The sequence below is a fragment of the Gilliamella sp. Nev6-6 genome (assembly GCF_001690605.1).
In the GTDB taxonomy this organism is placed as follows: Bacteria; Pseudomonadota; Gammaproteobacteria; order Enterobacterales; family Orbaceae; genus Gilliamella; species Gilliamella apicola_C.
The window spans coordinates 106,782-132,023 of sequence record NZ_LZHP01000018.1 but is presented as its reverse complement, the minus strand read 5'-3'; the positions used below and the strand labels follow the sequence as shown (position 1 = coordinate 132,023).

The 25,242-nt window shown below is 37.3% G+C and carries 37 protein-coding genes and 1 pseudogene; 31 read left to right on the top strand and 7 right to left on the bottom strand.

The window, feature by feature from the left end; translation table 11 throughout:
* Positions 1-80 precede the first annotated feature (80 nt).
* The 11 genes and pseudogenes from A9G42_RS03180 to A9G42_RS14480 all read left to right on the top strand — a co-directional run bounded on the left by A9G42_RS03180 (position 81) and on the right by A9G42_RS14480 (position 8,067).
* Positions 81-1,322 (top strand): RHS repeat-associated core domain-containing protein, encoded by a 1,242-nt coding sequence (locus A9G42_RS03180; RefSeq protein WP_065652637.1) that lies wholly within the window; start codon positions 81-83, stop codon positions 1,320-1,322.
* Between the two features lie 3 nt (positions 1,323-1,325).
* A complete protein-coding gene (locus A9G42_RS03175) occupies positions 1,326-1,658 on the top strand; it encodes a hypothetical protein (RefSeq protein WP_065652636.1) in 333 nt (110 codons plus the stop codon).
* 15 nt (positions 1,659-1,673) lie between these two features.
* Positions 1,674-1,928 (top strand): annotated as a pseudogene (locus A9G42_RS14635) (RHS repeat-associated core domain-containing protein); the annotation flags it as partial.
* A gap of 376 nt (positions 1,929-2,304) precedes the next feature.
* Entirely contained in the window at positions 2,305-2,634 is a 330-nt protein-coding gene (locus A9G42_RS03165; RefSeq protein ID WP_065652634.1) for a zinc ABC transporter substrate-binding protein, read from the top strand.
* Positions 2,635-2,824: 190 nt separating this feature from the next.
* Complete coding sequence (locus tag A9G42_RS03160; RefSeq protein WP_065652633.1) at positions 2,825-3,208, top strand: RHS repeat domain-containing protein; 384 nt, start codon at positions 2,825-2,827, stop codon at positions 3,206-3,208.
* Positions 3,205-4,164: an RHS repeat-associated core domain-containing protein gene (locus A9G42_RS03155; protein WP_065652632.1), complete on the top strand. Its 960-nt coding sequence runs from the start codon at positions 3,205-3,207 to the stop codon at positions 4,162-4,164. Before A9G42_RS03160 ends, A9G42_RS03155 begins: the two co-directional genes overlap by 4 nt.
* Position 4,165: 1 nt before the next feature.
* The gene (locus tag A9G42_RS03150; protein ID WP_065652631.1) at positions 4,166-4,708 is read left to right on the top strand and encodes a hypothetical protein; all 543 of its coding nucleotides are present in this window, start codon (positions 4,166-4,168) and stop codon (positions 4,706-4,708) included.
* 337 nt (positions 4,709-5,045) lie between these two features.
* Positions 5,046-5,429 (top strand): RHS repeat domain-containing protein, encoded by a 384-nt coding sequence (locus A9G42_RS03145; protein WP_065652630.1) that lies wholly within the window; start codon positions 5,046-5,048, stop codon positions 5,427-5,429.
* Entirely contained in the window at positions 5,426-6,382 is a 957-nt protein-coding gene (locus A9G42_RS14050; RefSeq protein WP_065652629.1) for an HNH/ENDO VII family nuclease, read from the top strand. Before A9G42_RS03145 ends, A9G42_RS14050 begins: the two co-directional genes overlap by 4 nt.
* A gap of 11 nt (positions 6,383-6,393) precedes the next feature.
* Positions 6,394-6,864, top strand: a complete 471-nt coding sequence (locus A9G42_RS03135; RefSeq protein WP_065652628.1) for an SMI1/KNR4 family protein — start codon at positions 6,394-6,396, stop codon at positions 6,862-6,864.
* Between the two features lie 345 nt (positions 6,865-7,209).
* Positions 7,210-8,067 (top strand): RHS repeat domain-containing protein, encoded by an 858-nt coding sequence (locus tag A9G42_RS14480; RefSeq protein ID WP_065652627.1) that lies wholly within the window; start codon positions 7,210-7,212, stop codon positions 8,065-8,067.
* A 28-nt stretch (positions 8,068-8,095) separates the two neighbouring features.
* Here the strand turns inward: A9G42_RS14480 and A9G42_RS14475 are convergent, their stop codons facing one another.
* The 6 genes from A9G42_RS14475 to A9G42_RS13140 all read right to left on the bottom strand — a co-directional run bounded on the left by A9G42_RS14475 (position 8,096) and on the right by A9G42_RS13140 (position 12,510).
* Entirely contained in the window at positions 8,096-9,136 is a 1,041-nt protein-coding gene (locus A9G42_RS14475) for an RHS repeat-associated core domain-containing protein (protein WP_065652626.1), read from the bottom strand.
* 268 nt (positions 9,137-9,404) lie between these two features.
* On the bottom strand, positions 9,405-9,791 hold the full coding sequence (locus tag A9G42_RS03120; RefSeq protein ID WP_065652625.1) for a hypothetical protein: 387 nt from the start codon (positions 9,789-9,791) through the stop codon (positions 9,405-9,407).
* 80 nt (positions 9,792-9,871) lie between these two features.
* Positions 9,872-10,318 carry a hypothetical protein gene (locus A9G42_RS03115; RefSeq protein WP_065652624.1) on the bottom strand — a complete coding sequence of 149 codons (447 nt, stop codon included), beginning with the start codon at positions 10,316-10,318 and terminating at the stop codon, positions 9,872-9,874.
* Between the two features lies 1 nt (position 10,319).
* Positions 10,320-11,312: an RHS repeat domain-containing protein gene (locus A9G42_RS03110; RefSeq protein WP_065652623.1), complete on the bottom strand. Its 993-nt coding sequence runs from the start codon at positions 11,310-11,312 to the stop codon at positions 10,320-10,322.
* A gap of 377 nt (positions 11,313-11,689) precedes the next feature.
* Positions 11,690-12,082 (bottom strand): hypothetical protein, encoded by a 393-nt coding sequence (locus A9G42_RS03105; protein ID WP_065652622.1) that lies wholly within the window; start codon positions 12,080-12,082, stop codon positions 11,690-11,692.
* Positions 12,083-12,084: 2 nt separating this feature from the next.
* Entirely contained in the window at positions 12,085-12,510 is a 426-nt protein-coding gene (locus A9G42_RS13140; RefSeq protein WP_218837750.1) for an HNH endonuclease, read from the bottom strand.
* A gap of 1 nt (position 12,511) precedes the next feature.
* Between A9G42_RS13140 and A9G42_RS03095 the strand changes: the two genes are divergently transcribed.
* The 15 genes from A9G42_RS03095 (at position 12,512) to A9G42_RS14625 (ending at position 19,528) form a co-directional block, all read left to right on the top strand.
* Positions 12,512-12,823: a hypothetical protein gene (locus A9G42_RS03095; RefSeq protein ID WP_065652621.1), complete on the top strand. Its 312-nt coding sequence runs from the start codon at positions 12,512-12,514 to the stop codon at positions 12,821-12,823.
* A 378-nt stretch (positions 12,824-13,201) separates the two neighbouring features.
* Complete coding sequence (locus tag A9G42_RS03090) at positions 13,202-13,978, top strand: RHS repeat-associated core domain-containing protein (protein WP_065652620.1); 777 nt, start codon at positions 13,202-13,204, stop codon at positions 13,976-13,978.
* Positions 13,979-14,051: 73 nt separating this feature from the next.
* The gene (locus A9G42_RS03085; RefSeq protein ID WP_218837749.1) at positions 14,052-14,495 is read left to right on the top strand and encodes an HNH endonuclease; all 444 of its coding nucleotides are present in this window, start codon (positions 14,052-14,054) and stop codon (positions 14,493-14,495) included.
* A gap of 2 nt (positions 14,496-14,497) precedes the next feature.
* The gene (locus A9G42_RS03080; RefSeq protein WP_065652619.1) at positions 14,498-14,884 is read left to right on the top strand and encodes a hypothetical protein; all 387 of its coding nucleotides are present in this window, start codon (positions 14,498-14,500) and stop codon (positions 14,882-14,884) included.
* 100 nt (positions 14,885-14,984) lie between these two features.
* Complete coding sequence (locus A9G42_RS03075; protein ID WP_065652618.1) at positions 14,985-15,266, top strand: RHS repeat domain-containing protein; 282 nt, start codon at positions 14,985-14,987, stop codon at positions 15,264-15,266.
* A complete protein-coding gene (locus A9G42_RS03070) occupies positions 15,263-16,246 on the top strand; it encodes an RHS repeat-associated core domain-containing protein (protein WP_065652617.1) in 984 nt (327 codons plus the stop codon). The genes A9G42_RS03075 and A9G42_RS03070 overlap by 4 nt, the downstream gene beginning before the upstream one ends.
* An 11-nt stretch (positions 16,247-16,257) precedes the next feature.
* On the top strand, positions 16,258-16,668 hold the full coding sequence (gene cdiI, locus A9G42_RS03065; RefSeq protein WP_065652616.1) for a ribonuclease toxin immunity protein CdiI: 411 nt from the start codon (positions 16,258-16,260) through the stop codon (positions 16,666-16,668).
* A 138-nt stretch (positions 16,669-16,806) separates the two neighbouring features.
* Positions 16,807-17,274 carry a hypothetical protein gene (locus A9G42_RS03060; RefSeq protein WP_065652615.1) on the top strand — a complete coding sequence of 156 codons (468 nt, stop codon included), beginning with the start codon at positions 16,807-16,809 and terminating at the stop codon, positions 17,272-17,274.
* On the top strand, positions 17,271-17,798 hold the full coding sequence (locus A9G42_RS03055; RefSeq protein WP_065652614.1) for a DUF2247 family protein: 528 nt from the start codon (positions 17,271-17,273) through the stop codon (positions 17,796-17,798). The genes A9G42_RS03060 and A9G42_RS03055 overlap by 4 nt, the downstream gene beginning before the upstream one ends.
* Before the next feature lie 40 nt (positions 17,799-17,838).
* Positions 17,839-18,357, top strand: coding sequence for a hypothetical protein (locus A9G42_RS03050; RefSeq protein WP_065652613.1), 519 nt, complete (start codon positions 17,839-17,841; stop codon positions 18,355-18,357).
* A 2-nt stretch (positions 18,358-18,359) separates the two neighbouring features.
* Positions 18,360-18,548 carry a hypothetical protein gene (locus A9G42_RS03045; protein ID WP_065652612.1) on the top strand — a complete coding sequence of 63 codons (189 nt, stop codon included), beginning with the start codon at positions 18,360-18,362 and terminating at the stop codon, positions 18,546-18,548.
* Between the two features lie 10 nt (positions 18,549-18,558).
* Positions 18,559-18,921, top strand: a complete 363-nt coding sequence (locus A9G42_RS03040; protein ID WP_065652611.1) for a hypothetical protein — start codon at positions 18,559-18,561, stop codon at positions 18,919-18,921.
* 10 nt (positions 18,922-18,931) lie between these two features.
* Entirely contained in the window at positions 18,932-19,039 is a 108-nt protein-coding gene (locus A9G42_RS14630) for a hypothetical protein (protein WP_176700883.1), read from the top strand.
* Positions 19,040-19,150: 111 nt separating this feature from the next.
* The gene (locus tag A9G42_RS03035; RefSeq protein ID WP_179854590.1) at positions 19,151-19,399 is read left to right on the top strand and encodes a hypothetical protein; all 249 of its coding nucleotides are present in this window, start codon (positions 19,151-19,153) and stop codon (positions 19,397-19,399) included.
* 15 nt (positions 19,400-19,414) lie between these two features.
* Positions 19,415-19,528, top strand: a complete 114-nt coding sequence (locus A9G42_RS14625; protein ID WP_442903187.1) for a DUF6911 family protein — start codon at positions 19,415-19,417, stop codon at positions 19,526-19,528.
* Between the two features lie 151 nt (positions 19,529-19,679).
* Here A9G42_RS14625 and A9G42_RS03030 read toward each other — a convergent pair whose 3' ends face one another.
* On the bottom strand, positions 19,680-19,949 hold the full coding sequence (locus A9G42_RS03030; protein ID WP_065642530.1) for an IS3 family transposase: 270 nt from the start codon (positions 19,947-19,949) through the stop codon (positions 19,680-19,682).
* Positions 19,950-20,509: 560 nt separating this feature from the next.
* Here A9G42_RS03030 and A9G42_RS03025 point away from each other — a divergent pair.
* From A9G42_RS03025 to A9G42_RS03005, 5 genes are read left to right on the top strand one after another with little or no spacing between them, the layout of a single operon-like run.
* On the top strand, positions 20,510-21,523 hold the full coding sequence (locus A9G42_RS03025; protein WP_218057818.1) for a 3-oxoacyl-[acyl-carrier-protein] synthase III C-terminal domain-containing protein: 1,014 nt from the start codon (positions 20,510-20,512) through the stop codon (positions 21,521-21,523).
* The gene (locus A9G42_RS03020) at positions 21,520-22,527 is read left to right on the top strand and encodes an NAD-dependent epimerase/dehydratase family protein (RefSeq protein WP_065652608.1); all 1,008 of its coding nucleotides are present in this window, start codon (positions 21,520-21,522) and stop codon (positions 22,525-22,527) included. Before A9G42_RS03025 ends, A9G42_RS03020 begins: the two co-directional genes overlap by 4 nt.
* 1 nt (position 22,528) lies before the next feature.
* On the top strand, positions 22,529-23,335 hold the full coding sequence (locus A9G42_RS03015) for an MBL fold metallo-hydrolase (protein ID WP_065652607.1): 807 nt from the start codon (positions 22,529-22,531) through the stop codon (positions 23,333-23,335).
* Positions 23,332-24,621 (top strand): F390 synthetase-related protein, encoded by a 1,290-nt coding sequence (locus tag A9G42_RS03010; RefSeq protein ID WP_065652606.1) that lies wholly within the window; start codon positions 23,332-23,334, stop codon positions 24,619-24,621. Before A9G42_RS03015 ends, A9G42_RS03010 begins: the two co-directional genes overlap by 4 nt.
* On the top strand, positions 24,618-25,238 hold the full coding sequence (locus tag A9G42_RS03005; RefSeq protein ID WP_218057820.1) for a phosphatase PAP2 family protein: 621 nt from the start codon (positions 24,618-24,620) through the stop codon (positions 25,236-25,238). Before A9G42_RS03010 ends, A9G42_RS03005 begins: the two co-directional genes overlap by 4 nt.
* The last annotated feature ends 4 nt before the right edge of the window (positions 25,239-25,242 follow it).

Sequence of the window (25,242 nt, the reverse complement as noted above, 5' to 3'; positions counted from 1 at the left end):
ATCCTAACGGACAGCTTGCCGAAATCACCGGACATCAGCCACGCCGTTATCGTTATGATAACGCTGACCAGTTACACACAGTGGCTTACCCTGAGGTCAATTCCGAGCAGCATCATGCTGAAAAAGTCGAGCAGTTTGATTACGACCCAACGGGCAATAAAATCAGTGAAACCCAAGCGCTAGCCCCCACACCTTTTCACGCCAATATTGCCAAAGGCAACCGGTTAACCTTTTTTAGTGATAAACACTTTGAATATGACCGCTTTGGTAACCTGATTGCCGAAAAACGTGGAAAAGACCACAGTCTAGTTACCCACTATGAGTACGACTGCCGGCATCGACTTATCAAAGTGATTAAACCAACAGGGCTTATCATCACTTATACTTATGATGCCTTTAATCGGCGTACCAGTAAAACGGTAGACGGCAAAACCACCGAATTTATCTGGCAAGGTAGTAAACTTATTGCCGAGACCGATAACGATAAACACTGGCAAACCTACCTTTACGAGCCAGACTCTTACCGTCCATTAGCCCTAGTGCACGGTAATGCCCAACAAGATAACATCAAACTCTACTGGTACCAAAACGACCACCTCGGCACACCCATTGCCCTTACCGGCAGCTTAGGTGACACGCTCTACGAATGCCAGTATAATGCCTATGGGCAGATAATAAACGAAACCTACCATCAGGACGATACCCAAACCCTGCCGGATAATCCGTTGAGGTTCCAAGGGCAATATTATGATGAGGAAACAGGACTTCATTACAACCTAAACCGTTACTATGACCCATTTACTGGCAGATATATTACTCAAGACCCACTTGGTATACTGGGTGGGTTAAATAGTTATCAATATGTCAATGGTGATCCGATAAATTGGATAGATCCGTTAGGATTGATTAAGGTTGAAAATAATGGGTTTGAGGGGATTGCAGGAAAGGAATCGAATCAGGTAAACCCCGGAGCTAATTTTGCCCCAGATGCAAATCCAAACTTAACTGTTAATATGAATCAACAAAACAAACATATTGTTGGTACTAATGAGCATAAAACGGCAAATGCTAGCGCCCCTACACCAAGAAGTACTATTGATTCAAATATTGATGTTCAGCAATTGGTTGATAATTATGCTGGGACTGGGAGGGTGATTCCAACAGGAAGACTTATAGGTAATCCTGGTTCGAAAGAGGTAGTATCAACCAATAGAATAATTGGCCAATATTATGATGTGACTACAAAATCTTTTGTTCCAACAAAAAACTTTACTATTCATTATGCTAAAAATGGGGTACATATTGTACCTGCGAGGCCATAAATTATGTATGCAAATAAAACAAAGGAAGAACAAGTACAATTAGAAAATAGAATCAATATATATACAATGTATAGTTTAATTGATCGAGCATCTAAAAAGATGCGAGGAGTAACTGCAAATATAGTTGCGCAAGATTTAACAATAACGATATTTTTTGATAATGAATTAACCGAAGAAGAAAGGGAAGAAATGGAATGTGCTCATACAGAGATTATTTCTGATTTATATCAAGAGTTTGTAGGAATGTACTTGAATCTTTCAGTTGTTCCGAGTTCAACTAGCATTTATGATCAAAAAGGCAATTTAGGCTGGTTTTATTTACGTAAAGAATATTAATAATATGAATGCTAGTATAATTCTTATGGGCAGTTAATAAACGAAACCTACCATCAGGACGATACCCAAGCTCTGCCCGATAATCCGTTGAGGTTCCAAGGGAAATATTATGATGAGGAGACGGGTCTTCATTACAACCTAAATCGCTATTACGACCCATTTACCGGCAGATATATTACTCAAGACCCACTTGGTATACAGGGTGGCTTAAATAGTTATCAATATGTCAATGGTGATCCGATAAATTGGATAGATCCGTTAGGATTGATTAAGGTTGAAAATAATGGGTTTGAGGGGATTGCAGGAAAGAAAGCTACAAACACAGCGACTATATCTGAAAGCATTCCCAATATTAAAGGAACTCAAGTTGGACTGAGAGATCCTGCTTCCGTAGATAGGCTAAAAAATGATATGTTATCAGGTAATTTTAATTTTGAAGCAGATTTTGGACGTATAGGCGGTTATATAGATAATAAAGGTAACTATTATGTTGGAGCTGGTCATCATAGGATGGTAGCAGCAATGGAAATCTATAAGGCAACAGGAGATGCCTCTTATATTAGAAAATTAATAAAGAATGGGCGATGGACGCCAATAGATAAACCTCCGGTTGATATGAGACCTTTGCCAAAAAGGAAAAATTAATATGAATAAATGTGACATATATAAAGAAATGTTAGAATTTGCATTATCGTATATTAGAAATGTTCAGTCCCACAATGCGATTAGAAAGGCGAAAGATATATCATGTTTTTATGAAGCTGAATTAGTTCATAATATTATGATTAGTATTTTAGAAAAAGATTTTAAAGAACATGATATATGGTTTTTAAATAATCAAGCTAAGTTTTATTATGATAATTGTAATGAAGATATATCTCCAAATTATCCAGGGCATATAGAAAGAATAAAAAAATTATTTGAACTAGTTCCTTATCAGCTAAAAAATAAATTAATATGGAGTGGCCCTCAATAAGGAACAAATCCTATGTATTCGCATCCTAAATTTCGTATATTTGCTAGTTAAATGTGAAAATTGATTCTATCAACCAAATTAAAAGGGATAGAGTTTACTCGACGAATAGAACGCCCAGTTATGAGCTTTTCTATCAAATGGACAACCATTAATCAGTCTGCTTTATGAGCACGTTGGCCAGTTACACACAATGACTTACCTTAAGGTCAATCCCGAACAGAATCATGCTGAAAAAGTCGAGCAGTTTGATTACGACCCAACGGGCAATAAAATCAGTGAAACCCAAGCGCTAGCCCCTATGCCTTTTCATGCCAATATCGCCAAAGGCAACCGGTTAACCTTTTTTAGTGATAAACACTTTGACTATGACCGCTTTGGTAACCTAATTGCCGAAAAACGTGGAAAAGACCACAGCCTAGTTACCCACTATGAGTACGACTGCCGGCATCGACTTATCAAAGTGATTAAACCGACGGGGCTTATCATCACCTATACTTATGATGCCTTTAACCGTCGTACTAGCAAAACTGTGGATGGTAAAACCACCGAGTTTATGTATTCGTCTCATCCATGAGACTCACCCTTGCAGGGCCAACGCTAAAGCGTTGTTCAAATTTGTTCCAGACAAATTTGTGGCAAGGTAGTAAACTTATTGCCGAGACCGATAACGATAAACACTGGCAAAGCTACCTTTACGAGCCAGACTCTTACCGTCCATTAGCTCTGGTGCATGGCAATGCGCAGCAAGACAACATCAAACTCTACTGGTATCAAAACGACCACCTCGGCACACCCATAGCCCTTACCGGCAGCTTAGGTGACACCCTCTACGAATGCCAGTATAATGCCTATGGTCAGATAATAAACGAAACCTACCATCAGGACGATATAGATTTCCTGCCGAATAATCCGTTGAGGTTCCAAGGGCAATATTATGATGAAGAAACAGGACTTCATTACAACCTAAACCGTTACTACGACCCATTTACCGGCAGATATATCACTCAAGATCCGCTAGGCATACTGGGTGGGTTAAATAGTTATCAATATGTCAATGGCGATCCGATAAATTGGATAGATCCGTTAGAGTTGATTAATACGGCTTCAAAAGGTAACGAAAAGCTACTGGAAAAAACAAAATCCATAGCAATTGATGCAATTACTCCAGATATTTATTCAGATTTAGCAATACAAGCTACAAAGAATGGACAATTTGATAAAATTATGTTGGGTAAATATAATGAAAAAGGGATCTCCTATGTTAAAGAAGCTAAAAAAACTCAATCTACTTATTTTGAATTAGATAATTGGTCAGAAATAGCAGTAACACTTGGTGAAGAAAACATGTGGAAAATTAATGAAGCTTTTCTTGAACAACAAGTTGCTTTAAATAAAACGGTATTATTATCCCATAATCCTTATACAGCCACAGGCTATTTTTCTCAAGAAGTAAATTTTTTAATAAAACTTAATTACTATTTTGTAAAAGAAAAAAATTATTGGCGAGCCATTAAAAGCACAGGGAATTAATATGATGAAAGATGATATATACAAGCAAGCTAAAGAAATATTTTTTAAATATCAGGGTAATTCTTTTTTTATGGAGCGAGATTATTTATATAAAACATTTAAAAATTATAATGTTCCTCAAAATATATTAGTTAATTGGTATAAGGAATTATTATTAAAAAATAAAGAAAATTTATTATCATCATCAAATAATGAAAAAATGATAGGTGAATTTTTTTTATATTTAGACTTAATCAGATGTAATAAAAATTATTTTTCGCTTGACGATATTAACTTCGCTTTTAATTTCTTACGTAAAAATGAAAAATTAGATGATTTTTCTAGGTTATTGATGATAGAAGCTGTGATTGATTTTATAAAATCTACAAACCTATCTGATAGTGCTATTAAAGATTATTGTAAAAATATTTTATCCAAAATGGATATTGATTCATTTACCGTTGATGAAAGTTATAAATATGATGGACAGTTGCCATCATACGTATTAAAAGAAAATATAGCACCAAGGATATTAGAAGATCTTGAGCAAATATCAATGCTTTAAGGCATACTGAATAGTACGATTATGATGGCAGCCATCTGATTATTCAGCGCAATATAAATGGCACTAAAACCAGCCATTAGCGGCTTTTCGTTGGGATAAACAAGGGCGAGAGTGTGAACGTCGTCAGGGTAATGGGCTGGTTAACCGTTACCAATATGACCCGCTAGGGCAACTTATTGCCCATCAACGTTATCATGGTTATGATATCAGCACCCAGACCTCGCCAACGCCAATTTGGCAACAGCAATATCACTACAATCCTAACGGACAGCTTGCCGAAATCACCGGACATCAGCCACGCCGTTATCGTTATGATAACACTGGTCAGTTACACACAGTGACTTACCCTGAGGTCAATCCCGAGCAACATCATGCTGAAAAAGTCGAGCAGTTTGATTACGACCCAACGGGCAATAAAATCAGTGAAACCCAAGCACTAGCCCCTACGCCTTTTCATGCCAATATCGCCAAAGGCAACCGCCTAACCTTTTTTAGTGATAAACACTTTGAATATGACCGCTTTGGTAACCTGATTGCTGAAAAGCGTGGAAACAACCACAGTCTAGTTACCCACTATCAATACGACTGCCGGCATCGACTTATCAAAGTGATTAAACCGACAGGGCTTATCATCACTTATACTTATGATGCGTTTAACCGTCGTACCAGCAAAACTGTGGAGGGTAAAACTACCGAGTTTATGTATTCGTCTCATCCATGAGACTTACCCTTGCAGGGCCAACGCTAAAGCGTTGTTCAAATTTGTTCCAGACAAATTTGTGGCAAGGTAGTAAACTTATTGCCGAGACCGATAACGATAAACACTGGCAAACCTACCTTTATGAGCCAGACTCTTACCGTCCATTAGCCCTAGTGCACGGTAATGCCCAACAAGATAACATCAAACTCTACTGGTATCAAAACGACCACCTCGGCACACCCATAGCCCTTACCGGCAGCTTAGGTGACACGCTCTACGAATGCCAGTATAATGCCTATGGGCAGATAATAAACGAAACCTACCATCAGGACGATATAGATTCCCTGCCGGATAATCCGTTACGATTCCAAGGGCAATATTATGATGAGGAGACGGGGTTACATTACAACCTAAACCGTTACTACGACCCATTTACTGGCAGATATATCACCCAAGACCCACTTGGTATACTAGGCGGACTAAATAGTTATCAATATGTTAATGGTGATCCGATAAATTGGATAGATCCGTTAGGGTTGATTAAGGTTGAAAATAATGGGTTTGAGGGGGTTGCTGGAAAGGGAGCGGATAGTGCGCCACAAGCTGATGCCGCAAAATATTCTGGGCAAGAGCGACAGTATTGGACAAAAGATCCTATAGAATTTAATGGTAATAAAGTTTATCAACGTGATGATTTGTTTGATCCAATGCAATTAGATCAACAAGGTAGAACAAATATACAAAGGATGAAAAAAGGATATGCACCAATAGGAACTGATGGTAAACCAATAAATTTGCATCATATGACACAAAAACAAGATGGTCCTATTGCAGAAGTATCCCAAAGTTTTCATAAAAAAAACAGCAAGGTTATCCATGTTAATCCAAATACAATACCATCAGGTATTGATCGCAATAAATTTAATAAATGGCGTTCTGGTTACTGGAGAAATCGAAGAAGTGCCTTTAAATAGTAGGAGGTTTTATGAGTGTACAAGACGTGATTGATACAATAAATGTTATTGAACGAAATAGTGAAAATGCAGATTTTTTAGGGCATAAAGATCCTAATTTAGTTATTGCTGCTGAAAAATCACTAAATATAACATTTCCAAATAGTTATCGATATTTTTTAACTGAATTAGGTGCGGGCGGAATATATGGACAAGAGTTTTATGGCGTAATTAATAATGATTTTATTAATTCAGGTATACCAGATGCAATATGGCTAACTTTAAAAGAGAGAAAAGAATCTAATTTGCCAGAATATTTAGTTTTGATCTATTTTGGTGGAGATGGTGATTATTACGCTATTGACTGCCGTGATCCTAATAATGCGCCTATTGTATATTGGGAACCAGGAGCATCTCAGGAAAATGATAAATTGCACAAGATAGCTGATGATTTTGGTGCTTTTTTTAAAGAAACAATTTTAAATGCTAAAGAAAATTGGTGATTATTTATAAAATTTTTCTAGTTCTGTGATCTATTTCGCAGAGCTAATTAAATTTTTATTAATTATAAAATTTAATTTTCACGTCAGGGTAATGGTCTAGTTAACCGTTATGATTATGATAATTTAAGCCGATTAACTCACCATCAAATTTTTCATGGTTTTGATTTTGATTCACAGCGTAGCCCAACGCCTCTGTGGCAACAAGATTATGGTTATCAGGCGGATAATCAACTTAGCCAAATTCGAGGAAATGCAGCCAGAGAATATCAATACGATGCCATAGGTCAGTTAACTTCGGAGGGTAAGCCTGAACATCATCAAACGCATCACGCTCAGCCCTTAGCGATGTTACACTATGATGCTACGGGCAACTTGCTGAGTGACTCCAAAACCCATATTGCCAAAGGCAATCGCCTAACGTTTTTTGGTGATAAACACTTTGAGTATGACCGCTTTGGAAACCTGATTGCGGAAAAAAGCGGAAAAAAACACCGTCTAGTTACCCACTATGAATACGACTGCCGGCATCGACTTATCAAAGTGATTAAACCGACAGGGCTTATCATCACTTATACTTATGATGCTTTTAACCGTCGTACTAGCAAAACAGTGGAGGGTAAAACCACCGAATTTATCTGGCAAGACCATAAATTAATAGCAGAATGTGCCGATAACGATAAGTTCTGGCGAAGTTATATTTATGAACCCGATAGCCATCGACCACTAGCCCAAATCCTTGGAAAAGCAGGACAGTCAGAAAAGTTAAAAACCTATTGGTATCAAAATAACTACTTAGGTACGCCTCATCGTCTTACAGACAGCCTTGGCGAAACTGTTTATGAATGCGAATACAGCGCCTATGGCGAAATCATCCATGAACATTGGCCACAAGCTGAAAATAATATTAAACCCATCAATCCACTCAGATTTCAGGGACAATATTATGATGAAGAAACCAGTTTACATTATAATCTTAATCGCTATTACGCTCCTAATCTGGGTCGATTTATTACCCAAGATCCGGCTAAACTTTGTGGTGGATTAAATAGCTATCAATATTGTTTTAATCCGATAATCTGGATTGACCCGCTTGGGTTACTTGCTGGTTTAGGGAGCCATGCCCCTTATGATCCCCACCTTGTGCGCAAGCAGTTAGAAGAACTATACGGCCCCGGTAATGTGGTTTCTAACCCAATAGTCTGATCATTGCCTTTTACTAACCCTAACATATTTATTTCCCCTTAGATAATGCTTCGCCACCTATGTGGCCTGTCTTTAAATGCGCTCTATCTGGAACCAGTTGCATTCTAGCGCGATGTTGATGATGATGCCAAATATAATCAGGTATTTTAGATTTACCGGCATTAATTGCTTTTAACTGCTCTGGTGTAAATATCCCAGGATTTACTTCTCCCCGTTGGATAGCTCTTCGTAAATCTTCAGTTGCCATTTTCATTTGGCCTCGATAACTTTTATTGTAAAATTCAGCACTTGGTAACACGGTATCATATCGTGCAATATCATCAAAAATACCTAATCCCCTATTGTCAAACACAATTCTGGATTCAGGATGTCGTTGACCTCTTAATTTAACATTTTTATTATTTGGCAATGGAACGGTGTTAGAAACCACATTACCGGGGCCGTATAGTTCTTCTAACTGCTTGCGCACAAGGTGGGGATCATAAGGCCCATAACTCCCTAAACCTGCAAGTAATCCGAGCGGGTCAATCCAGATAATCGGATTAAAACAATATTGATAGCTATTTAAACCACCATAAAGTTTAGCTGGATCTTGCGTAATAAATCGACCCAGATTAGGAGCGTAATAGCGATTAATATTATAATGTAAACCGGTTTCTTCATCATAATATTGTCCCTGAAATCTAAGTGGGTTTATGGCTTTAATATTATTTTCAGCTTGTGGCCAATGTTCATGGATGATTTCGCCATAGGCGCTGTATTCGCATTCATAAACAGTTTCGCCAAGGCTGTCTGTAAGACGATGAGGCGTACCTAAGTAGTTATTTTGATACCAATAGGTTTTTAACTTTTCTGACTGTCCTGCTTTTCCAAGGATTTGGGCTAGTGGTCGATGGCTATCGGGTTCATAAATATAACTTCGCCAGAATTTATCGTTATCGGCACATTCTGCTATTAATTTATGGTCTTGCCAGATAAATTCGGTGGTTTTGCCGTCTACTGTTTTACTGGTACGTCGATTAAAGGCATCATAAGTATAGGTGATAATTAGCCCTGTCGGTTTAATCACTTTGATAAGTCGATGCCGGCAGTCGTATTCATAGTGGGTAACTAGACGGTGGTTTTTTCCACGTTTTTCCGCAATTAGGTTACCAAAGCGGTCATATTCAAAGTGTTTATCACTAAAAAAGGTTAGGCGATTGCCAGTAGCACCACAATACCGTATTTTTAAAGTCGCATAAAAAAAGCAGAAAAGTAAATAAATCTTTTCTGCTGATCATGCTAGCGAGAATTCTACCCATTCTTATGGTAGAGATATAAGCTGGCGAATTAAACAATTAAAAATCGATAAAAGGGAATGTTTCTCTGAACAATTTTTCGACTTCTGGGTGTTTTTTTAAAGCTTCTAATGCTTGTTCTTCATTAAATGAGACATCGTCTTGAGATAATTTTTCCCCTCTTTTTACCGCTATGCCATAAACTGCTTTTCTTTGCTCTTTCGTACGTCGCCAACAAGGAAAAAATCCGAGCAAGTGTTCTAACTCATTAACTGTTCCTTTTAAATCAATCAAATCAAAAATATAATCGGGTAAATCGCTTACTTCATTTTCACCAATGACTTTTTCAGCCCAACGATTGACCTCATCCATATTAATTACACCGCATAGTAAACAATAATATACAAAACCAATAGTCTGATCATTGCCTTTTACTAACCCTAACATATTTATTTCCCCTTCTCTTTGAGGCAGAAATTACACTTAAAATAATGTTAGCGATCACTTAGTAAGAAGATTTAATAAAATTATTTTAAATTGTCTGCGATGTATTGTGTTAAAGCGTTAAGATCATCAAATGCAATTGAGCCAAACTCTGGTTCATATTTTGCTAAATACTCTTCAGATACTAATCCATTCTTTTCAGCTAAAGCTGTTACCTCCCTAACTCTTAATGGTCTTATAACCCAGTTAGTTCCCTGCAATGGTTCTCGTTTATGTTTATGAAGTTCCCATTTAATGAGACCACGATAGCTATCTATAAGAAATTTTAATTTATTAATAATTTCTTCCGACTCATTTTCAAACCGAAATGCGACAAATGGGGGTATATTTGAACAATCTTTTTTTTCTAATCGATTATTCATTCTTATCCGTGGATATCTCTGATTATAGCGTCTCCACTCAAGAGGACTAATCGCTTCAATTATATTTAATAATTCCCCCTCACTATCGGGTATTTTATATATAGACATATTATTTTTTTCCCTTTAAACCATATAATTTATTAGAAATTATGACTCCATCAGGATTGATCGCTTTTATGTGTTTTTTCCAGTCGCCTTTTGGTATTGGTTTTGATGACAAACGAATATCATAAATGTATTTATTATCGGTATAAACTTGGTGATAATATTGACCAATTTCAATTCTTCCATTTTCAAAAACATTCAATTGACCTTTATTTTTGGGACGAACTTCAATGATTTTTCCTTTACCATCTGAAATATTTAGAAGTTTTTCTGCAATTTCAGAACAATCCAAACCACTACATTTTGCCATATTTTTAAATTTATCACTTTTAAGGGCATCAGTTACAGTTTGATTAGGAGGAAAATCAGCATTTGGTAGTCTAACAGGTCTATCTAAACCCTCTATTGTTTTAGTGGCTATATCATTAACATTTTTTTCAGCAATGCCCTCAAACCCATTATTTTCAACCTTAATCAACCCTAACGGATCTATCCAATTTATCGGATCGCCATTGGCATATTGATAACTATTTAACCCACCCAGTATACCTAGTGGGTCTTGGGTGATATATCTGCCGGTAAATGGGTCGTAGTAACGGTTTAGGTTATAATGAAGCCCTGTTTCCTCATCACAATATTGCCCTTGGAACCTCAACGGATTATCGGGCAGGGAATCTATATCGTCCTGATGGTAGGTTTCGTTTATTATCTGTCCATAGGCATTATACTGGCATTCGTAGAGGGTGTCACCTAAGCTGCTGGTAAGGGCTATGGGTGTGCCGAGGTGGTCGTTTGGGTACCAGTAGAGTTTAATATTGTCTTGCTGCGCATTGCCATGCACAAGGGCTAAGGGACGGTAAGAGTCTAGCTCGTAAAGGTAGCTTTGCCAGTGTTTATCGTTATCGGTCTCGGCAATAAGTTTACTACCTTGCCACAAATTTGTCTGGAACAAATTTGAACAACGCTTTAGCGTTGGCCCTGCAAGGGTGAGTCTCATGGATGAGACGAATACATAAACTCGGTGGTTTTACCATCCACAGTTTTGCTAGTACGCCGATTAAAGGCATCATAAGTATAGGTGATGATAAGCCCCGTCGGTTTAATCACTTTGATAAGTCGATGCCGGCAGTCGTACCATAGTGGGTGACTAGACTGTGGTTTTTTCCACGTTTTTCGGCAATTAGATTACCAAAGCGGTCATATTCAAAGTGTTTGTCACTAAAAAAGGTTAGGCGATTGCCAGTAGCGCCACAATACTGTATTTTTAAAGTCGCATAAAAAAAGCAGAAAAGTAAATAAATCTTTTCTGCTGATCATGCTAGCGAGAATTCTACCCATTCTTATGGTAGAAATATAAGCTGACGAATTAAACAATTAAAGATCGATAAAAGGGAATGTTTCTCTGAACAATTTTTCGACTTCTGGGTGTTTTTTTAAAGCTTCTAATGCTTGTTCTTCATTAAATGAGACATCGTCTCTACGTAAGCTTCGACCTCTTTTTACCCTTATACCATAAACAGCCTTTCTTTGCGCTTTCGTGCATCGCCAGTGAATAAAAAATCGAGAAAACAAACCAATCAATCTTTCTAGCTCTGAAACAGTTCCTTTAAAATCAATCAAATCAAAAATATAATCGGGTAAATCACTTACTTCATTTTCACCAATGACTTTTTCTGCCCAACGATTGATCTCTTCCATATTAATAACACCACATAGTAAACAATAATATACAAAACCAATTGCTTTATCATTTTTTAACTCCAACATATTTATTTCCCCTTAGATAATGCTTCGCCACCTATGTGACCTGTCTTTAAATGCGCTCTATCTGGAACCAGTTGCATTCTAGCGCGATGTTGATGATGATGCCAAATATAATCAGGTATTTTAGATTTACCGGCATTAATTGCTTTTAACTGCTCTGGTGTAAATATCCCAGGGTTTACTTCTCCCCGTTGGATAGCTCTTCGTAAATCTTCAGTTGCCATTTTCATTTGGCCTCGATAACTTTTATTGTAAAATTCAGCACTTGGTAACACGGTATCATATCGTGCAATATCATCAAAAATACCTAATCCCCTATTGTCAAACACAATTCTGGATTTAGGATGTCGCTGACCTCTTAGTTTAACATTTTTATTATTTGGCAATGGAACGGTTTTTGTATATTCTTGTTTATTATCTGGTGTTATCAATATGGATGAGGTCAATCGTTGGGCAGAAAAAGTCATTGGCGAAAATGAAGTAAGCGATTTACCCGATTATATTTTTGATGTGATTGATTTTAAAGGAGAAGTAAGAGAGTTAGAGCGCTTGATCGGATTTTTCCCTAACTGGAGATGCACAAAAGCGCAAAATAGGGCGGTTTATGGCATAAGGGTAAAAAGAGGTCGAAGCTTACGTAGAGACGATGTCTCATTTAATGAAGAACAAGCATTAGAAGCTTTAAAAAAACACCCAGAAGTCGAAAAATTGTTCAGAGAAACATTCCCTTTTATCGATCTTTAATTGTTTAATTCGTCAGCTTATATTTCTACCATAAGAATGGGTAGAATTCTCGCTAGCATGATCAGCAGAAAAGATTTATTTACTTTTCTGCTTTTTTTATGCGACTTTAAAAATACAGTATTGTGGCGCTACTGGCAATCGCCTAACCTTTTTTAGTGACAAACACTTTGAATATGACCGCTTTGGTAACCTAATTGCGGAAAAACGTGGAAAAAACAACCGTCTAGTTACCCACTATCAATATGACTGTCGGCATCGACTTATCAAAGTGATTAAACCGACAGGGCTTATCATCACCTATACTTATGATGCCTTTAACCGTCGTACTAGCAAAACTGTGGATGGTAAAACCACCGAATTTATGTATTCGTCTCATCCATGAGACTCACCCTTGCAGGGCCAACGCTAAAGCGTTGTTCAAATTTGTTCCAGACAAATTTGTGGCAAGGTAGCCGGCTTATTGCCGAGACCGATAACGATAAACACTGGCAAAGCTACCTTTACGAGCTAGACTCTTACCGCCCATTAGCCCTTGTGCACGGCAATGCCCAACAAGATAACATCAAACTCTACTGGTATCAACACGACCACCTCGGCACACCCATAGCCCTTACCGGCAGCTTAGGTGACACGCTCTATGAATGCCAGTATAATGCCTATGGTCAGATAATAAACGAAACCTACCATCAGGACGATATAGATTCCCTGCCGAATAATCCGTTAAGATTCCAAGGGCAGTATTATGATGAGGAGACGGGGTTACATTACAACCTAAACCGTTACTACGACCCGTTTATTGGCAGATATATCACCCAAGACCCACTAGGTATACAGGGTGGGTTAAATAGTTATCAATATGCCGGTAGTGATCCGATAAATTGGATAGATCCGTTAGGATTGATTAAGGTTGAAAATAATGGGTTTGAGGGGGTTGTTGGGAAAGGCAATATTATAGATAATGCTTCAGAACCACTACCATTAGGGGCTAATTTAATCGATAGAAATGATAGTTTAGCAAAAGCTGCTTCATGGATTAAACCTAAAGAAGGTTTTTTTGACGTAATTATTCATGGCTCATCGGATAGTTTTTCAGTATTTCGTAATGGAAAATGGATTAAACTAAATCAAAGATCATTAACAACATTATTGTTTTAATCCGATTATCTGGATTGATCCGCTTGGATTACTTGCTGGTTTAGGGAGCCATGCGCCTTATGATCCCCACCTTGTGCGCAAGCAGTTAGAAGAACTATACGGTCCCGGTAATGTGGTTTCTAACACCGTTCCATTGCCAAATAATAAAAATGTTAAATTAAGAGGTCAACGACATCCTGAATCCAGAATTGTGTTTGACAATAGGGGATTAGGTATTTTTGATGATATTGCACGATATGATACCGTGTTACTAAGTGCTGAATTTTACAATAAAAGTTATCGAGGCCAAATGAAAATGGCAACTGAAGATTTACGAAGAGCTATCCAACGGGGAGAAGTAAATCCTGGGATATTTACACCAGAGCAGTTAAAAGCAATTAATGCCGGTAAATCTAAAATACCTGATTATATTTTGCATCATCATCATCAACATCGCGCTAGAATGCAACTGGTTCCAGATAGAGCGCATTTACAGACAGGCCACATAGGTGGCGAAGCATTATCTAAGGGGAAATAAATATGTTAGGGTTAGTAAAAGGCAATGATCAGACTATTGGTTTTGTATATTATTGTTTACTATGCGGTGTAATTAATATGGATGAGGTCAATCGTTGGGCAGAAAAAGTCATTGGTGAAAATGAAGTAAGCGATTTACCCGATTATATTTTTGATGTGATTGATTTTAAAGGAGAAGTAAGAGAGTTAGAGCGCTTGATCGGATTTTTCCCTAACTGGAGATGCACAAAAGCGCAAGATAGGGCGGTTTATGGCATAGCGGTCAAAAGAGGGGAAAAATTATCTCAAGACGATGTCTCATTTAATGAAGAACAAGCATTAGAAGCTTTAAAAAAACACCCAGAAGTCGAAAAATTGTTCAGAGAGACATTCCCTTTTATCGATTTTTAATTGTTTAATTCGTCAGCTTATATTTCTACCATAAGAATGGGTAGAATTCTCGCTAGCATGACGAGCAGAAAAGATTTATTTACTTTTCTGCTTTTTTTATGTGACCTTAAAAATACGGTATTGTGGTGCTACTGGCAATCGCCTAACCTTTTTTAGTGATAAACACTTTGAATATGACCGCTTTGGTAAGCTGATTGCGGAAAAGCGCGGAAAAGACCACCGTCTAGTTACCCACTATCAATACGACTGCCGGCATCGACTTATCAAAGTGATTAAACCGACAGGGCTTATCATCACTTATACTTATGATGCCTTTAACCGTCGTACTAGCAAAACCGTAGATGGTAAAACTACCGAGTTTATGTATTCGTCTCATCCATGAGACTCACCCTTGCAGGGCCAACGCTAAAGCGTTGTTCAAATTTGTTCCAGACAAATTTGTGGCAAGGTAGCCGGCTTATTGCCGAGACCGATAACGATAAACACTGGCAAAGCTACCTTTACGAGCCAGACTCTTACCGCCCATTAGCTCTGGTGCATGGCAATGCCCAACAAGATAACATCAAACTCTACTGGTATCAAAACGACCACCTCGGCACACCCATAGCCCTTACCGGCAGCTTAGGTGACACGCTCTACGAATGCCAGTATAATGCCTATGGGCAGATAATAAACGAAACCTACCATCAGGACGATATAGATTTCCTGCCGGATAACCCATTAAGATTCCAAGGGCAATATTATGATGAGGAAACTGGGCTTCATTATAACCTAAACCGTTACTACGACCCATTTACCGGCAGATATATCACCCAAGACCCACTAGGTATACTGGGTGGGTTAAATAGTTATCAATATGCCAATGGCGATCCGATAAATTGGATAGATCCGTTAGGGTTAATTAAGATTGAAAATAATGGGTTTGAGGGGATTAGTTTTAATATTAATCAGCCCAAACATTTAGCAACTGTTGACGGATTTTCTCAAAGTAGAGGTATTTCAGGTGGGCACAATGCTGATGCATTTTATGATGCAGCTAAGCAATATAATGTTAAGATTGTAAGTGAAAAGCCAACAGGTGTTCCTGGTATTACTGAAGTTAAATATCAGATACCAACTAAAGATAGGGCTGGAAATTTTACGGGGGAATATAAATCAAAACTAGAAACAAAGACGATTTATGACCCTAAAATTTTTACGGATCAAAAAATATTAGCTTCAGGGCAACAAGCAACGGCTAGTGGATATAAGGATGCGATAGAGAAAGGATTGCAATCTTATAATGCTAAAGCAGGCGGTGTTACTTTTAGAATTTATATAATTCCAAACACTAAAATTATTAGTAACTTTCATCCTAAATAGGAATAATTTATATGAGCGAGTCTTTTGATGAATTAAATAAGTTTTTATTTGGATTACCGTATAATTATGAGAATAAAGATAATTTTAATAATCAAGATTGGATTATCAAAACTTATTTTGATCGAATGTATAATGATCAGCATTTCTTAGAAGTTATTAATTATATGGTTCAAAAAATAGAATTTAGTACTGATGGTGCATATTGCCATTTTGCCTGTGAATATGATGGTTTTTTGGATGATATGATCTTTGAAGAGGGAGTTTTTTTTGCAATAGGTTATCCTCCAGAAAAAGAAGATGAAATAGTCGTCAGCGAAGCAACCTGTTATCACTATGTCCGCTTAGCTTGCGAGAAGTATCTAAAGTTACACCCAGAAGATACAGATAAGATTAATGAGCTATTAGCAAAAATACCAACGTAATAAAATTTTTAGCCATCCCGAGTGGCTCAATCAAGGCGCCCTCCGCGATTAGTTGGAAACTCGGCTTGATATATCCACCATTAGATATATAACACACACGGTGTAAAACCGATATGTGTTAATGCTGATCCATTAGGGTTGATTAAGATTGAAAATAATGGGTTTGAGGGCATTGCCGGAAAAGGGGCTGCAAGCAAAAGTGCTGGGAATCAAACAATATCTAATGATATTTTAAATAATCCAAGAGTTGGTTATGGTGAAAAAGGTACGGGAAGTGGTAATAAAATAGATCAAATTCCTAATAAACCAGTACTAGATGTTGATGGAAAACAAATAACTGTTTATTCAGAAAAACCAAAACCAGTGGCTGTTCAAGAATTTCCACCCACTGCTAAATCGCATGGATTTAATGACATTATCGATAATTATGCAGGTCAAGCTACAAAAATAAACTTGAATAAAGGGGCAACACTATATCAATTAGAAGGAAGTCTGAATGGTGTTTCAGGTAGATTTGAATGGATAGTAGATCTTAAGTTAGGAGGTGTAAGCCATCGTATGTTTGTGCCAAATGGAAAAATTAATGGGAAACCGTCTAAACCATGATAAATAAAATTTTTAATGAACTTAAAAAGTTTAATATAGTTGACTGGGGAGTACTTTATTTAGGATGTAAAGGTCTCCCTATAGGCATGTTATCCCCTAAAGATATTAGTGATTTTGCAAGCGAGCAGTTAGCTACTATAGAATTGGGTGACGCTTCATTTATGCTTGTTTCTGAATTGTCTTTTTGTACAGAAATAAACGATGAAATCATTGATATAATTAGTAAACTTTGTGATTTGAATAATGTTGATTTAACCCTTTCTAAGAAAAAATGGGTTGTATTTGCCATAAAAGAATGCATGAATCATTTACCTAAAGATAGTTTATACGGGTTATTAGAGCTAAATGATTTTTGGAATGAATGGGGTGAACCAAATAATAGCCCAAATATAATTCAAGGTGTTAACAATAGCATGACTCCAAATGAATATTATTCTGATAAAAACTATCTAACAATTATATCAAATTATAATTTATGGATAAAAAAAGAATTAAATGAATTAGGAATTTATTCCTTGCGTTAATCCGCAAGGGAATCTTAATGAATATGATACTATCGGTCGCTTGATAGCGGTAAAAGATAACGAGAATGTGTTAGGTTGGGAATATAACAAAAGTAATCAACTCACAGCCGAGCACCAAAACTGGGCGACTATTCGCCATCGCTACGATGAAAACACCGGCTTACTCAATGGCACTAAACTGCCCGATGGGCAATGGTTAGAATATCATTACAATCAGGGTCAGCTAATGGGGATGACACTCGACCACCAGCCATTAGCCACTTTTCGTTGGGATAAACAAAGGCGAGAGTGTGAACGCCGTCAGGGTAATGGACTAGTTAACCGCTATGATTATGATAATTTAAGCCGATTAACTCACCATCAAATTTTTCATGGTTTTGATTTTGATTCACAGCGTAGCCCAACGCCTCTGTGGCAACAAGATTATGGTTATCAGGCGGATAATCAACTTAGCCAAATTCGGGGAAATGCAGCCAGAGAATATCAATACGATGCCATAGGCCAGTTAACTTCGGTGGGTAAGCCTGAACATCATCAAACGCTCACGCTCGGCTCTTAGCGATGTTACACTATGATGCTACGGGCAAATTGCTGAGTGACACCAAAACCTATATTGCCAAAGGCAATCGCCTAACGTTTTTTGGTGATAAACACTTTGAATATGACCGCTTTGGTAACCTAATTGCGGAAAAAGGGTTAGATAAAATAATTGTTATAAATAAATCAGGAAGTATAACTAGAATGAAGTGAGATAAATATAATGGCAATCGATATAACATGTTATACAAAACTAGATAAAGAATTTTTGAATAAAAAAATTAATAAGATAAAAACAAAATATAATAATATTTTTGATAGATCATATGTGATTTATTTGGCTTTACCCGTTTTAGAACGAGAACAATTAGAGCTTATTAGTGATGAGCAGAAAAGATACAGTCAAGAAAGTAAGTTATTAATTGCTGAAGAATTTGGTTTAAAAGGTGCTAGATCATATTTTATGGTATCAGTAAATGATAAATCCTTTCCTGAAATGAATACATCAGAAATTGCAGATCTATTACGCTCAGAGCTAGGAAATGAAAATATCATTGTATTGCTTAATGGTGAAGAATTAATTTAATATTTTTCTCGTGCCTGTTGATTTTAGAGTATTAACGCCAGCTAACCAAAAAATTCTTATAAATTATGCAAAAACACTACCAAAATCACTGCAAGATAAAATTATTATTATGAGGTAATGACATGGGAGCTAGTATTTTTTTAGTAAAGATGAATCTATTGAAAAACCTGAGGATAGATTCACCTCTGCATTTATTCATAGTAGCTATTGGGATTCATTTGGCGATCTGTTGGATAAGGTCTTTTTGCCAAGTTACCCTAAATTACACAAAGTAATTAAATCTGAAGAAGGTGAGTATTTAAAGTTTTATTCATTTGCTGAATTAGATAAAGAGCAATTTAACCAAGCAGTTAAATTAATAAGGGAATATATTGCCAAACAAAAGAACCCAACGGAATGGCAAAAGGTGGCACAAGTTGTGTGGGTAGAAATAGCAGAACCATACATTATCCAAGATAAGCGTTACCAAAAGACTTAAGGGAGGTTTATTCTAATGTTGGATAAACCTTTTGCCCTCGCTTCTATAACTAAAGATTTTTCTTTAGTTGTTAAGGCGTTTAGTGAGTTTTTACAAACAGGGAATGTTAGTGGAGATCTACAGTGTTAATTTGCTCCCCCACTAAATGAGGATCCTCTTATTATTTTTTAGATCTGCATCGCAAGTTTAATAATGGAATAGCAGCACATTTTTAAACGAAAAATTAAGGGGTAAGTGTTTTTTTTAATTAGACGGGAGGCAAGTAGCCTAACGAAGAATGTCATCGTTGATTATTATACCAACAGGCATAAGCCGAAAAAGCGCACTGTAACTGAGTCATGGCGTTGAAACGTTGGCCTTTTACAAACTCTGTTTTAATTGTTTTCAATGTCGCATCGGCTACTGTATTGCCATCAGGACTTCCTTTCTTGTTTAATGAATGTGTGATATTAAATACCTTAAAACAATCCTCTAATAACCAGTTATCAAACTCTGCCGTTTTATGTTTACCAACATGATAACCGATAATTTGTCTATCGGGTAAATTCACCAAAAACACATAAATAATGCCAACGTTGATTAATGCGTATATAAGTTAAATTTGCAACAACAATTTGCTTTTTATCATCTACGTCAAATTGCCGTTGTCAATGATTCTTTTTGGCTGTTTGATTCACTTCTGTATTATGAGGTTTATAACGTTTAATGATGTTATTTTGATACGCACAATAAGGATTTTATTACCCGAGCAATAACTTTTGTTCTTATGGACTGTGATTATCTTTTGTTTTAAATAAGCCACTTTAACGGGCTTACATTATCCAACGGTCCCATGCTGATGGTGTCAAATTATATTCTGCAACGATTTCACAACGTGATTTACCGTGTTGATAAAGATTGATGATTTGGTATTTAAAATCATCATTGAATGTTCACTTTTTTCGTTTAATCTTATTCATATTAGTTTCTTTTTTAATTGTGGTAAGTTTACCTTATCTCTTATAAAAAGTGTGGGCCGACCCACTAATAACCTGTAGTTTAAAAAAAGTTTATTAGAATTAAATAGAGTACTATAATAATTGGCAAAAGATAGTTTTTGGAGTATATCTTTTGTTAAAAAACAATGAAGTGCTAAACAAAACGGTAATCCCTATTAAAATTATTTCAACCGGTATTGCTTTACCGCCAAATAAACTTGATGCGGACGAATTAGATAAAAGGCTGAATAAACCTGCTGGTTATTCGCTTAAGCGTTCAGGTATCCTTTATCGCTATCACGCTGATCAGCAATTGAGTCAAGCCGATTTAGCCGCCCAAGCGATTAATGATGCTATAATGCGTTGTGATATAGACGCAAAATCGATTGACTTATTAATTTCAGCTTGTGCACTTCCTATCCAAGCCCTACCATATACCGCAACCCATATTCTAAAAGCCAGTTCACTTTCCAAAAATATTACCTGCTTTGATGTTAATGGCAGTTGTGTGAGCTTTATTTGTGCGTTACAAGTTGCTGCTGGGCTATTAAATTCTGGTGCTTATAAGCGAATCGCTATTGTTTCGGCAGATTTGGCTTCACGAGGGTTAGATTGGCAAGATGAAGAATCTTCATTTATCTTTGGTGATGGAGCTGCTTGTGCTATTGTCGAACAAGGTGATGGTCGCAGTGGTATTCTTTCTTGTTTGTTAGAGACTTATACCGATGGTATTGATCTATGTGAAATTCGCGGTGGAGGTAGCCGCCGAAATCTTAGAACAGGGATGGATGAAACTGATTGCCTTTTCCATATGCAGGGTAAGCCGTTATTTAAACTGGTATCATCGTTAATTGAGCCATATTTAGCTCGCTTATTAAATCGAGCTGGTTTAACTCTTGCCGATATTGCTACGGTTATTCCTCATCAAGCTAGCCATTTGTCTTTGGAACATATGCGTAAACGACTTAATGTTTCAAGTGACGTGCTAATTGATATCTACCGCTTTCGCGGTAATCAAGTGGCCGCTTCGATACCTAGTGCATTGCATGAAGCAATAATAACTAAACGATTTAATTCTGGTAAACCTGCCATGTTAATAGGTACTGCTGCTGGGGTTACTTTAGGGGGAATGATTTTATTGCCATGAGATTTTTAGTTACTGGTGCGACCAGTGGTTTAGGTCGTAATGCAGTTGAGTGGTTGCTTAAACAAGGTCATCAAGTGCATGCAACAGGGCGCAATAATGAGGTGGGGAAGCAACTTGTTGCGCTAGGTGCTACGTTTACTCAGCTTGATTTAGTCACGGCGAGCAAAATGGATTATCACCAATTATTGAGAAATTGTGATATAGTTTGGCATTGTGCTGCGTTATCATCCCCTTGGGGTAACTATGAATGGTTTTATCAGGCTAATGTTTTAGTGACCTCACAATTAGCCGATATTGCAGGTCAACTTGGGATTAAGCGCTTTATTCATGTATCCACACCATCGATCTATTTTGATTTTAAATCCCAACATCATATTTCTGAAGAATATCGAGCTAAACGCTTTGCTAATCATTATGCTGATACCAAATATCAAGCCGAACAGCATATTCAAACATGTGTTACACGCTATCTTGAAACCATTTACCTAATATTAAGACCAAGAGGTATATTTGGGCCACATGATCGTGTGATTATTCCTCGTATGCTCGCGTTATTAAAACGTACTGATGGTATATTATATTTACCAGCAGGAGGGCAAGCTTATTTGGATCTCACCTTTGTGTTAAATGTAGTTTATGCTTTATTTTTGGCCTCAACTCAACAGAAAATATTGTCGGGTGAAGCCTTTAATATTACTAATCAACAACCATGTCAGCTTAATCAATTATTAAAGGCGTTGTTAACTGATCAATTGCAACTCGATTATAAAATTCGCTCACTCCCTTATCCACTACTTTACGGTATCGCTACTGTGCTTGAGGGGGTATCGGCTTTAACTCATAAAGAACCACTACTAACGCGTTATAGCGTTGGTACATTATATTTTGATATGACTTTAAGCCAACAGCAGGCGATTAAACGTCTAGGTTATCAACCTTTATATGATCTTAATGAAAGCATTGTGCTGACAGCGCGCTGGTTGCAGGAAAGTGGAATGGTATAAGATGGCTAAAATAATCCCATTTAAAGCTGGATACTGTACTCATATTGCGTGTATGGTTATGCGGGGGGCTGGATTTCATGTTTGCCAGTTTCCGGCACGTGCTTGGCTAATTGAGGTTGATGGCTATCGCTGGTTGTGGGATACTGGATATGCTGATTATTTTCAACAATATACCCAATCTGGCATATTCAAACTTTATCAAAAAACCACCCCAGTTTATCTAAAGCAAGACGAATCATTAAAAGCGCAATTTGTGACTTTGGGTATTGATCTTGCCAGTATACAAAATGTGATTATCTCACATTTTCATGGTGATCATATTGCGGGATTGAAAGATTTTATTCACAGTCGTTTTATTTGTTCCCAAAAAGGTTGGCAAACGGTCAAACCGCTACATGGCTTTTTTGCCCTTAAGCAAGGTTTTGTTCCCGATCTTGTTCCTGATGATTTTGAACAGCGTGTTAGTTTTTTAGAACAATTTGAGTGTTGCACTTTAGCACCTGAATTATCTCCTTTTACGCATGGCTATATTTTACCTAATAGCAAAAGGCAGGTAATTTTAGTGCCTTTACCTGGTCATGCAGTTGGTCACATTGGCGCATTTATTTTGACTGATGAGGGGTGGACACTTTTGGCTAGCGATGCTGCATGGGTTAAAGCTAATTATAAAGAGTTAAAAAAGCCGTCTCGTTTGGCGCAACTCATTATGGACGATCCACGTGCCTATCATCAAACCCTTAATCAACTACACCAACTTTCTTATCAACCTAATGTTACCATTTATTTAAGCCATGAGGATGAACAATGAGGCTACTAAAAATACTTTGGTATTATTGGCGCACCAAACGCTTAACATTTAGCTGCCGAGCTGATCTTGAAGCATATCAACGTAAACAATTAGAAAAATTTAAACAGCGTGTATTAAGCAAAAGCCCTTACTTTAGTCGATTTATTGAACAACCTTTTGATACTTGGCCACTGATGAACAAACAATTGATGATGGCGAATTTTGATCAAATGAATACCGCAAATCTTAATAGCCAAGCGTTATTGGCATTAGCCCAACAAAGCGAGCAAAAGCGCGATTTTAGCGCCAAAATGGGTAAGTTTAGTGTGGGATTATCTTCAGGAACTTCAGGGCAACGAGGGATTTTTGTGGTTAGTCCAAAAGAACAACAAATTTGGGCTGGAGGCATACTGGCAAAAATGTTGCCACGCGGGCTATGGAAAGAAGAACGTGTTGCACTGTTTTTAAGAGCTGATAATCATCTTTATCATAGTACTAACAGTCATCGATTGACCTTTCGTTTTTACGGGTTGTTTGATAATTTTCAACAACAGATCCAATCGCTGGATGACTATCAACCAACTATTATTATTGCCCCTGCACAGGTACTGCGCGCTCTTGCAACTGAAAAACTCAACGACAAGTTAACTGTCAATCCTATTTTAGTCATATCTGTCGCAGAAGTGCTCGAAGAACAAGATAAAAAACTTATCAAACAAGCGTTTAATCAGCTCGCTGAAGTTTATCAAGCCACCGAAGGATTTCTTGCTGCAACCTGTCCACTAGGCACTTTGCATTTAAATGAAGAGTTTATCTATATTGAACCTCATTGGTTAGATGAAGATCGTTTTATGCCAATTATCACCGATTTTACTCGTCAAACGCAGCCTATCGTACGTTATCAATTAGATGATATTTTAGTTCGTAGCCAAACGCCATGCCAATGTGGCTGGCAAGGAATGGCGATTTCACATATTGAAGGACGATGTGATGATCAGCTTGTATTAACAGATCAACATGGGAAACCATTAACCATTTTTGCTGATTATTGCAGTCGAGTAATAGCCAATACCTTACCGCTAACCTGTGATTACCGCCTGATTCAGCACAACGATCAATGTATTGAACTCATTGGCAGTTGCTCAAAAGAACAGTTAAGCCAGTGTCAGCAGGCATTAACGGCTCATTTTATTCAACAAGGTGCCAAGGTTGACGCGCTAATCTGGAAGCTTACGCCAGTTGTTACACTACCCAAAGCCTTTGCACAAAAAAGACGGCGGATCATTCGTGAGCGAGGTAGCCAATGAAGTTAATGAAGTCTTGTCTTATACGATTAGCTTATTTATTGCTCGGATGGCTTAGTGTGGGGGTATTTTACCGTAGTGCGGGTGAGCTACAAGGCGAGCCGACACTACTTACCCCTTCGATAATTGACCAATCGATTGCCTTTACACCTCATGCTATTTGGTTTTATCTTTCGTTCTTTTTGATCATCCCAATTTGTTTTTTAGTCGCTCCTTATCATCGCTTACTTTGGATGTCTATCTGTTTTATATTAAGTGGCTTTCTTGCAGGGATTTGTTACCTTATTTTTCCGACCTCGATGGATTTTCCTGTCGATACTGGTACTTCAATCAGTTCTTGGCTATTAGCTAAACTGATTGATATTGATGTTCCTGTTAACTGCTTTCCTTCGTTACATATTACTTTAACCTTGCTTGCAATTTGGGGGAGTTTAGATAAGTGTCATCCTCAGCGTAATATATTATTGGTATTGTGGGGCATTGCAATTGCTTTTTCAATTATCCAACTTAGGCGGCACTTGTTTGTTGATTTTCTTGGTGGGATCGCATTAGCGTTGATGGTGGGATATGGTGTGCGTTACGGATCTTCTTATTTAATTAAACAAAATTTAGAACAATAGGAAT

What these genes read in the sequence shown, in the direction of transcription:
- A9G42_RS03045 (WP_065652612.1), top strand. Translation starts at nt 18,360, where the DNA reads ATGTTACACTATGATGCTACGGGCAAATTGCTGAGTGACACCAAAACC.
- A9G42_RS14480 (WP_065652627.1), top strand. Translation starts at nt 7,210, where the DNA reads ATGTTACACTATGATGCTACGGGCAACTTGCTGAGTGACTCCAAAACC.
- A9G42_RS03105 (WP_065652622.1), bottom strand. Translation starts at nt 12,082, where the DNA reads ATGTTGGAGTTAAAAAATGATAAAGCAATTGGTTTTGTATATTATTGT.
- A9G42_RS03120 (WP_065652625.1), bottom strand. Translation starts at nt 9,791, where the DNA reads ATGTTAGGGTTAGTAAAAGGCAATGATCAGACTATTGGTTTTGTATAT.
- A9G42_RS03165 (WP_065652634.1), top strand. Translation starts at nt 2,305, where the DNA reads ATGAATAAATGTGACATATATAAAGAAATGTTAGAATTTGCATTATCG.
- A9G42_RS03095 (WP_065652621.1), top strand. Translation starts at nt 12,512, where the DNA reads ATGGATGAGGTCAATCGTTGGGCAGAAAAAGTCATTGGCGAAAATGAA.
- cdiI (WP_065652616.1), top strand. Translation starts at nt 16,258, where the DNA reads ATGAGCGAGTCTTTTGATGAATTAAATAAGTTTTTATTTGGATTACCG.
- A9G42_RS03175 (WP_065652636.1), top strand. Translation starts at nt 1,326, where the DNA reads ATGTATGCAAATAAAACAAAGGAAGAACAAGTACAATTAGAAAATAGA.
- A9G42_RS03115 (WP_065652624.1), bottom strand. Translation starts at nt 10,318, where the DNA reads ATGTCTATATATAAAATACCCGATAGTGAGGGGGAATTATTAAATATA.
- A9G42_RS03080 (WP_065652619.1), top strand. Translation starts at nt 14,498, where the DNA reads ATGTTAGGGTTAGTAAAAGGCAATGATCAGACTATTGGTTTTGTATAT.
- A9G42_RS14625 (WP_442903187.1), top strand. Translation starts at nt 19,415, where the DNA reads ATGTTGGATAAACCTTTTGCCCTCGCTTCTATAACTAAAGATTTTTCT.
- A9G42_RS03020 (WP_065652608.1), top strand. Translation starts at nt 21,520, where the DNA reads ATGAGATTTTTAGTTACTGGTGCGACCAGTGGTTTAGGTCGTAATGCA.
- A9G42_RS03015 (WP_065652607.1), top strand. Translation starts at nt 22,529, where the DNA reads ATGGCTAAAATAATCCCATTTAAAGCTGGATACTGTACTCATATTGCG.
- A9G42_RS03055 (WP_065652614.1), top strand. Translation starts at nt 17,271, where the DNA reads ATGATAAATAAAATTTTTAATGAACTTAAAAAGTTTAATATAGTTGAC.
- A9G42_RS14050 (WP_065652629.1), top strand. Translation starts at nt 5,426, where the DNA reads ATGAGACTTACCCTTGCAGGGCCAACGCTAAAGCGTTGTTCAAATTTG.
- A9G42_RS03160 (WP_065652633.1), top strand. Translation starts at nt 2,825, where the DNA reads ATGACTTACCTTAAGGTCAATCCCGAACAGAATCATGCTGAAAAAGTC.
- A9G42_RS03040 (WP_065652611.1), top strand. Translation starts at nt 18,559, where the DNA reads ATGGCAATCGATATAACATGTTATACAAAACTAGATAAAGAATTTTTG.
- A9G42_RS03070 (WP_065652617.1), top strand. Translation starts at nt 15,263, where the DNA reads ATGAGACTCACCCTTGCAGGGCCAACGCTAAAGCGTTGTTCAAATTTG.
- A9G42_RS03090 (WP_065652620.1), top strand. Translation starts at nt 13,202, where the DNA reads ATGAGACTCACCCTTGCAGGGCCAACGCTAAAGCGTTGTTCAAATTTG.
- A9G42_RS03135 (WP_065652628.1), top strand. Translation starts at nt 6,394, where the DNA reads ATGAGTGTACAAGACGTGATTGATACAATAAATGTTATTGAACGAAAT.
- A9G42_RS03010 (WP_065652606.1), top strand. Translation starts at nt 23,332, where the DNA reads ATGAGGCTACTAAAAATACTTTGGTATTATTGGCGCACCAAACGCTTA.
- A9G42_RS03005 (WP_218057820.1), top strand. Translation starts at nt 24,618, where the DNA reads ATGAAGTTAATGAAGTCTTGTCTTATACGATTAGCTTATTTATTGCTC.
- A9G42_RS03155 (WP_065652632.1), top strand. Translation starts at nt 3,205, where the DNA reads ATGAGACTCACCCTTGCAGGGCCAACGCTAAAGCGTTGTTCAAATTTG.
- A9G42_RS03150 (WP_065652631.1), top strand. Translation starts at nt 4,166, where the DNA reads ATGATGAAAGATGATATATACAAGCAAGCTAAAGAAATATTTTTTAAA.
- A9G42_RS03110 (WP_065652623.1), bottom strand. Translation starts at nt 11,312, where the DNA reads ATGAGACTCACCCTTGCAGGGCCAACGCTAAAGCGTTGTTCAAATTTG.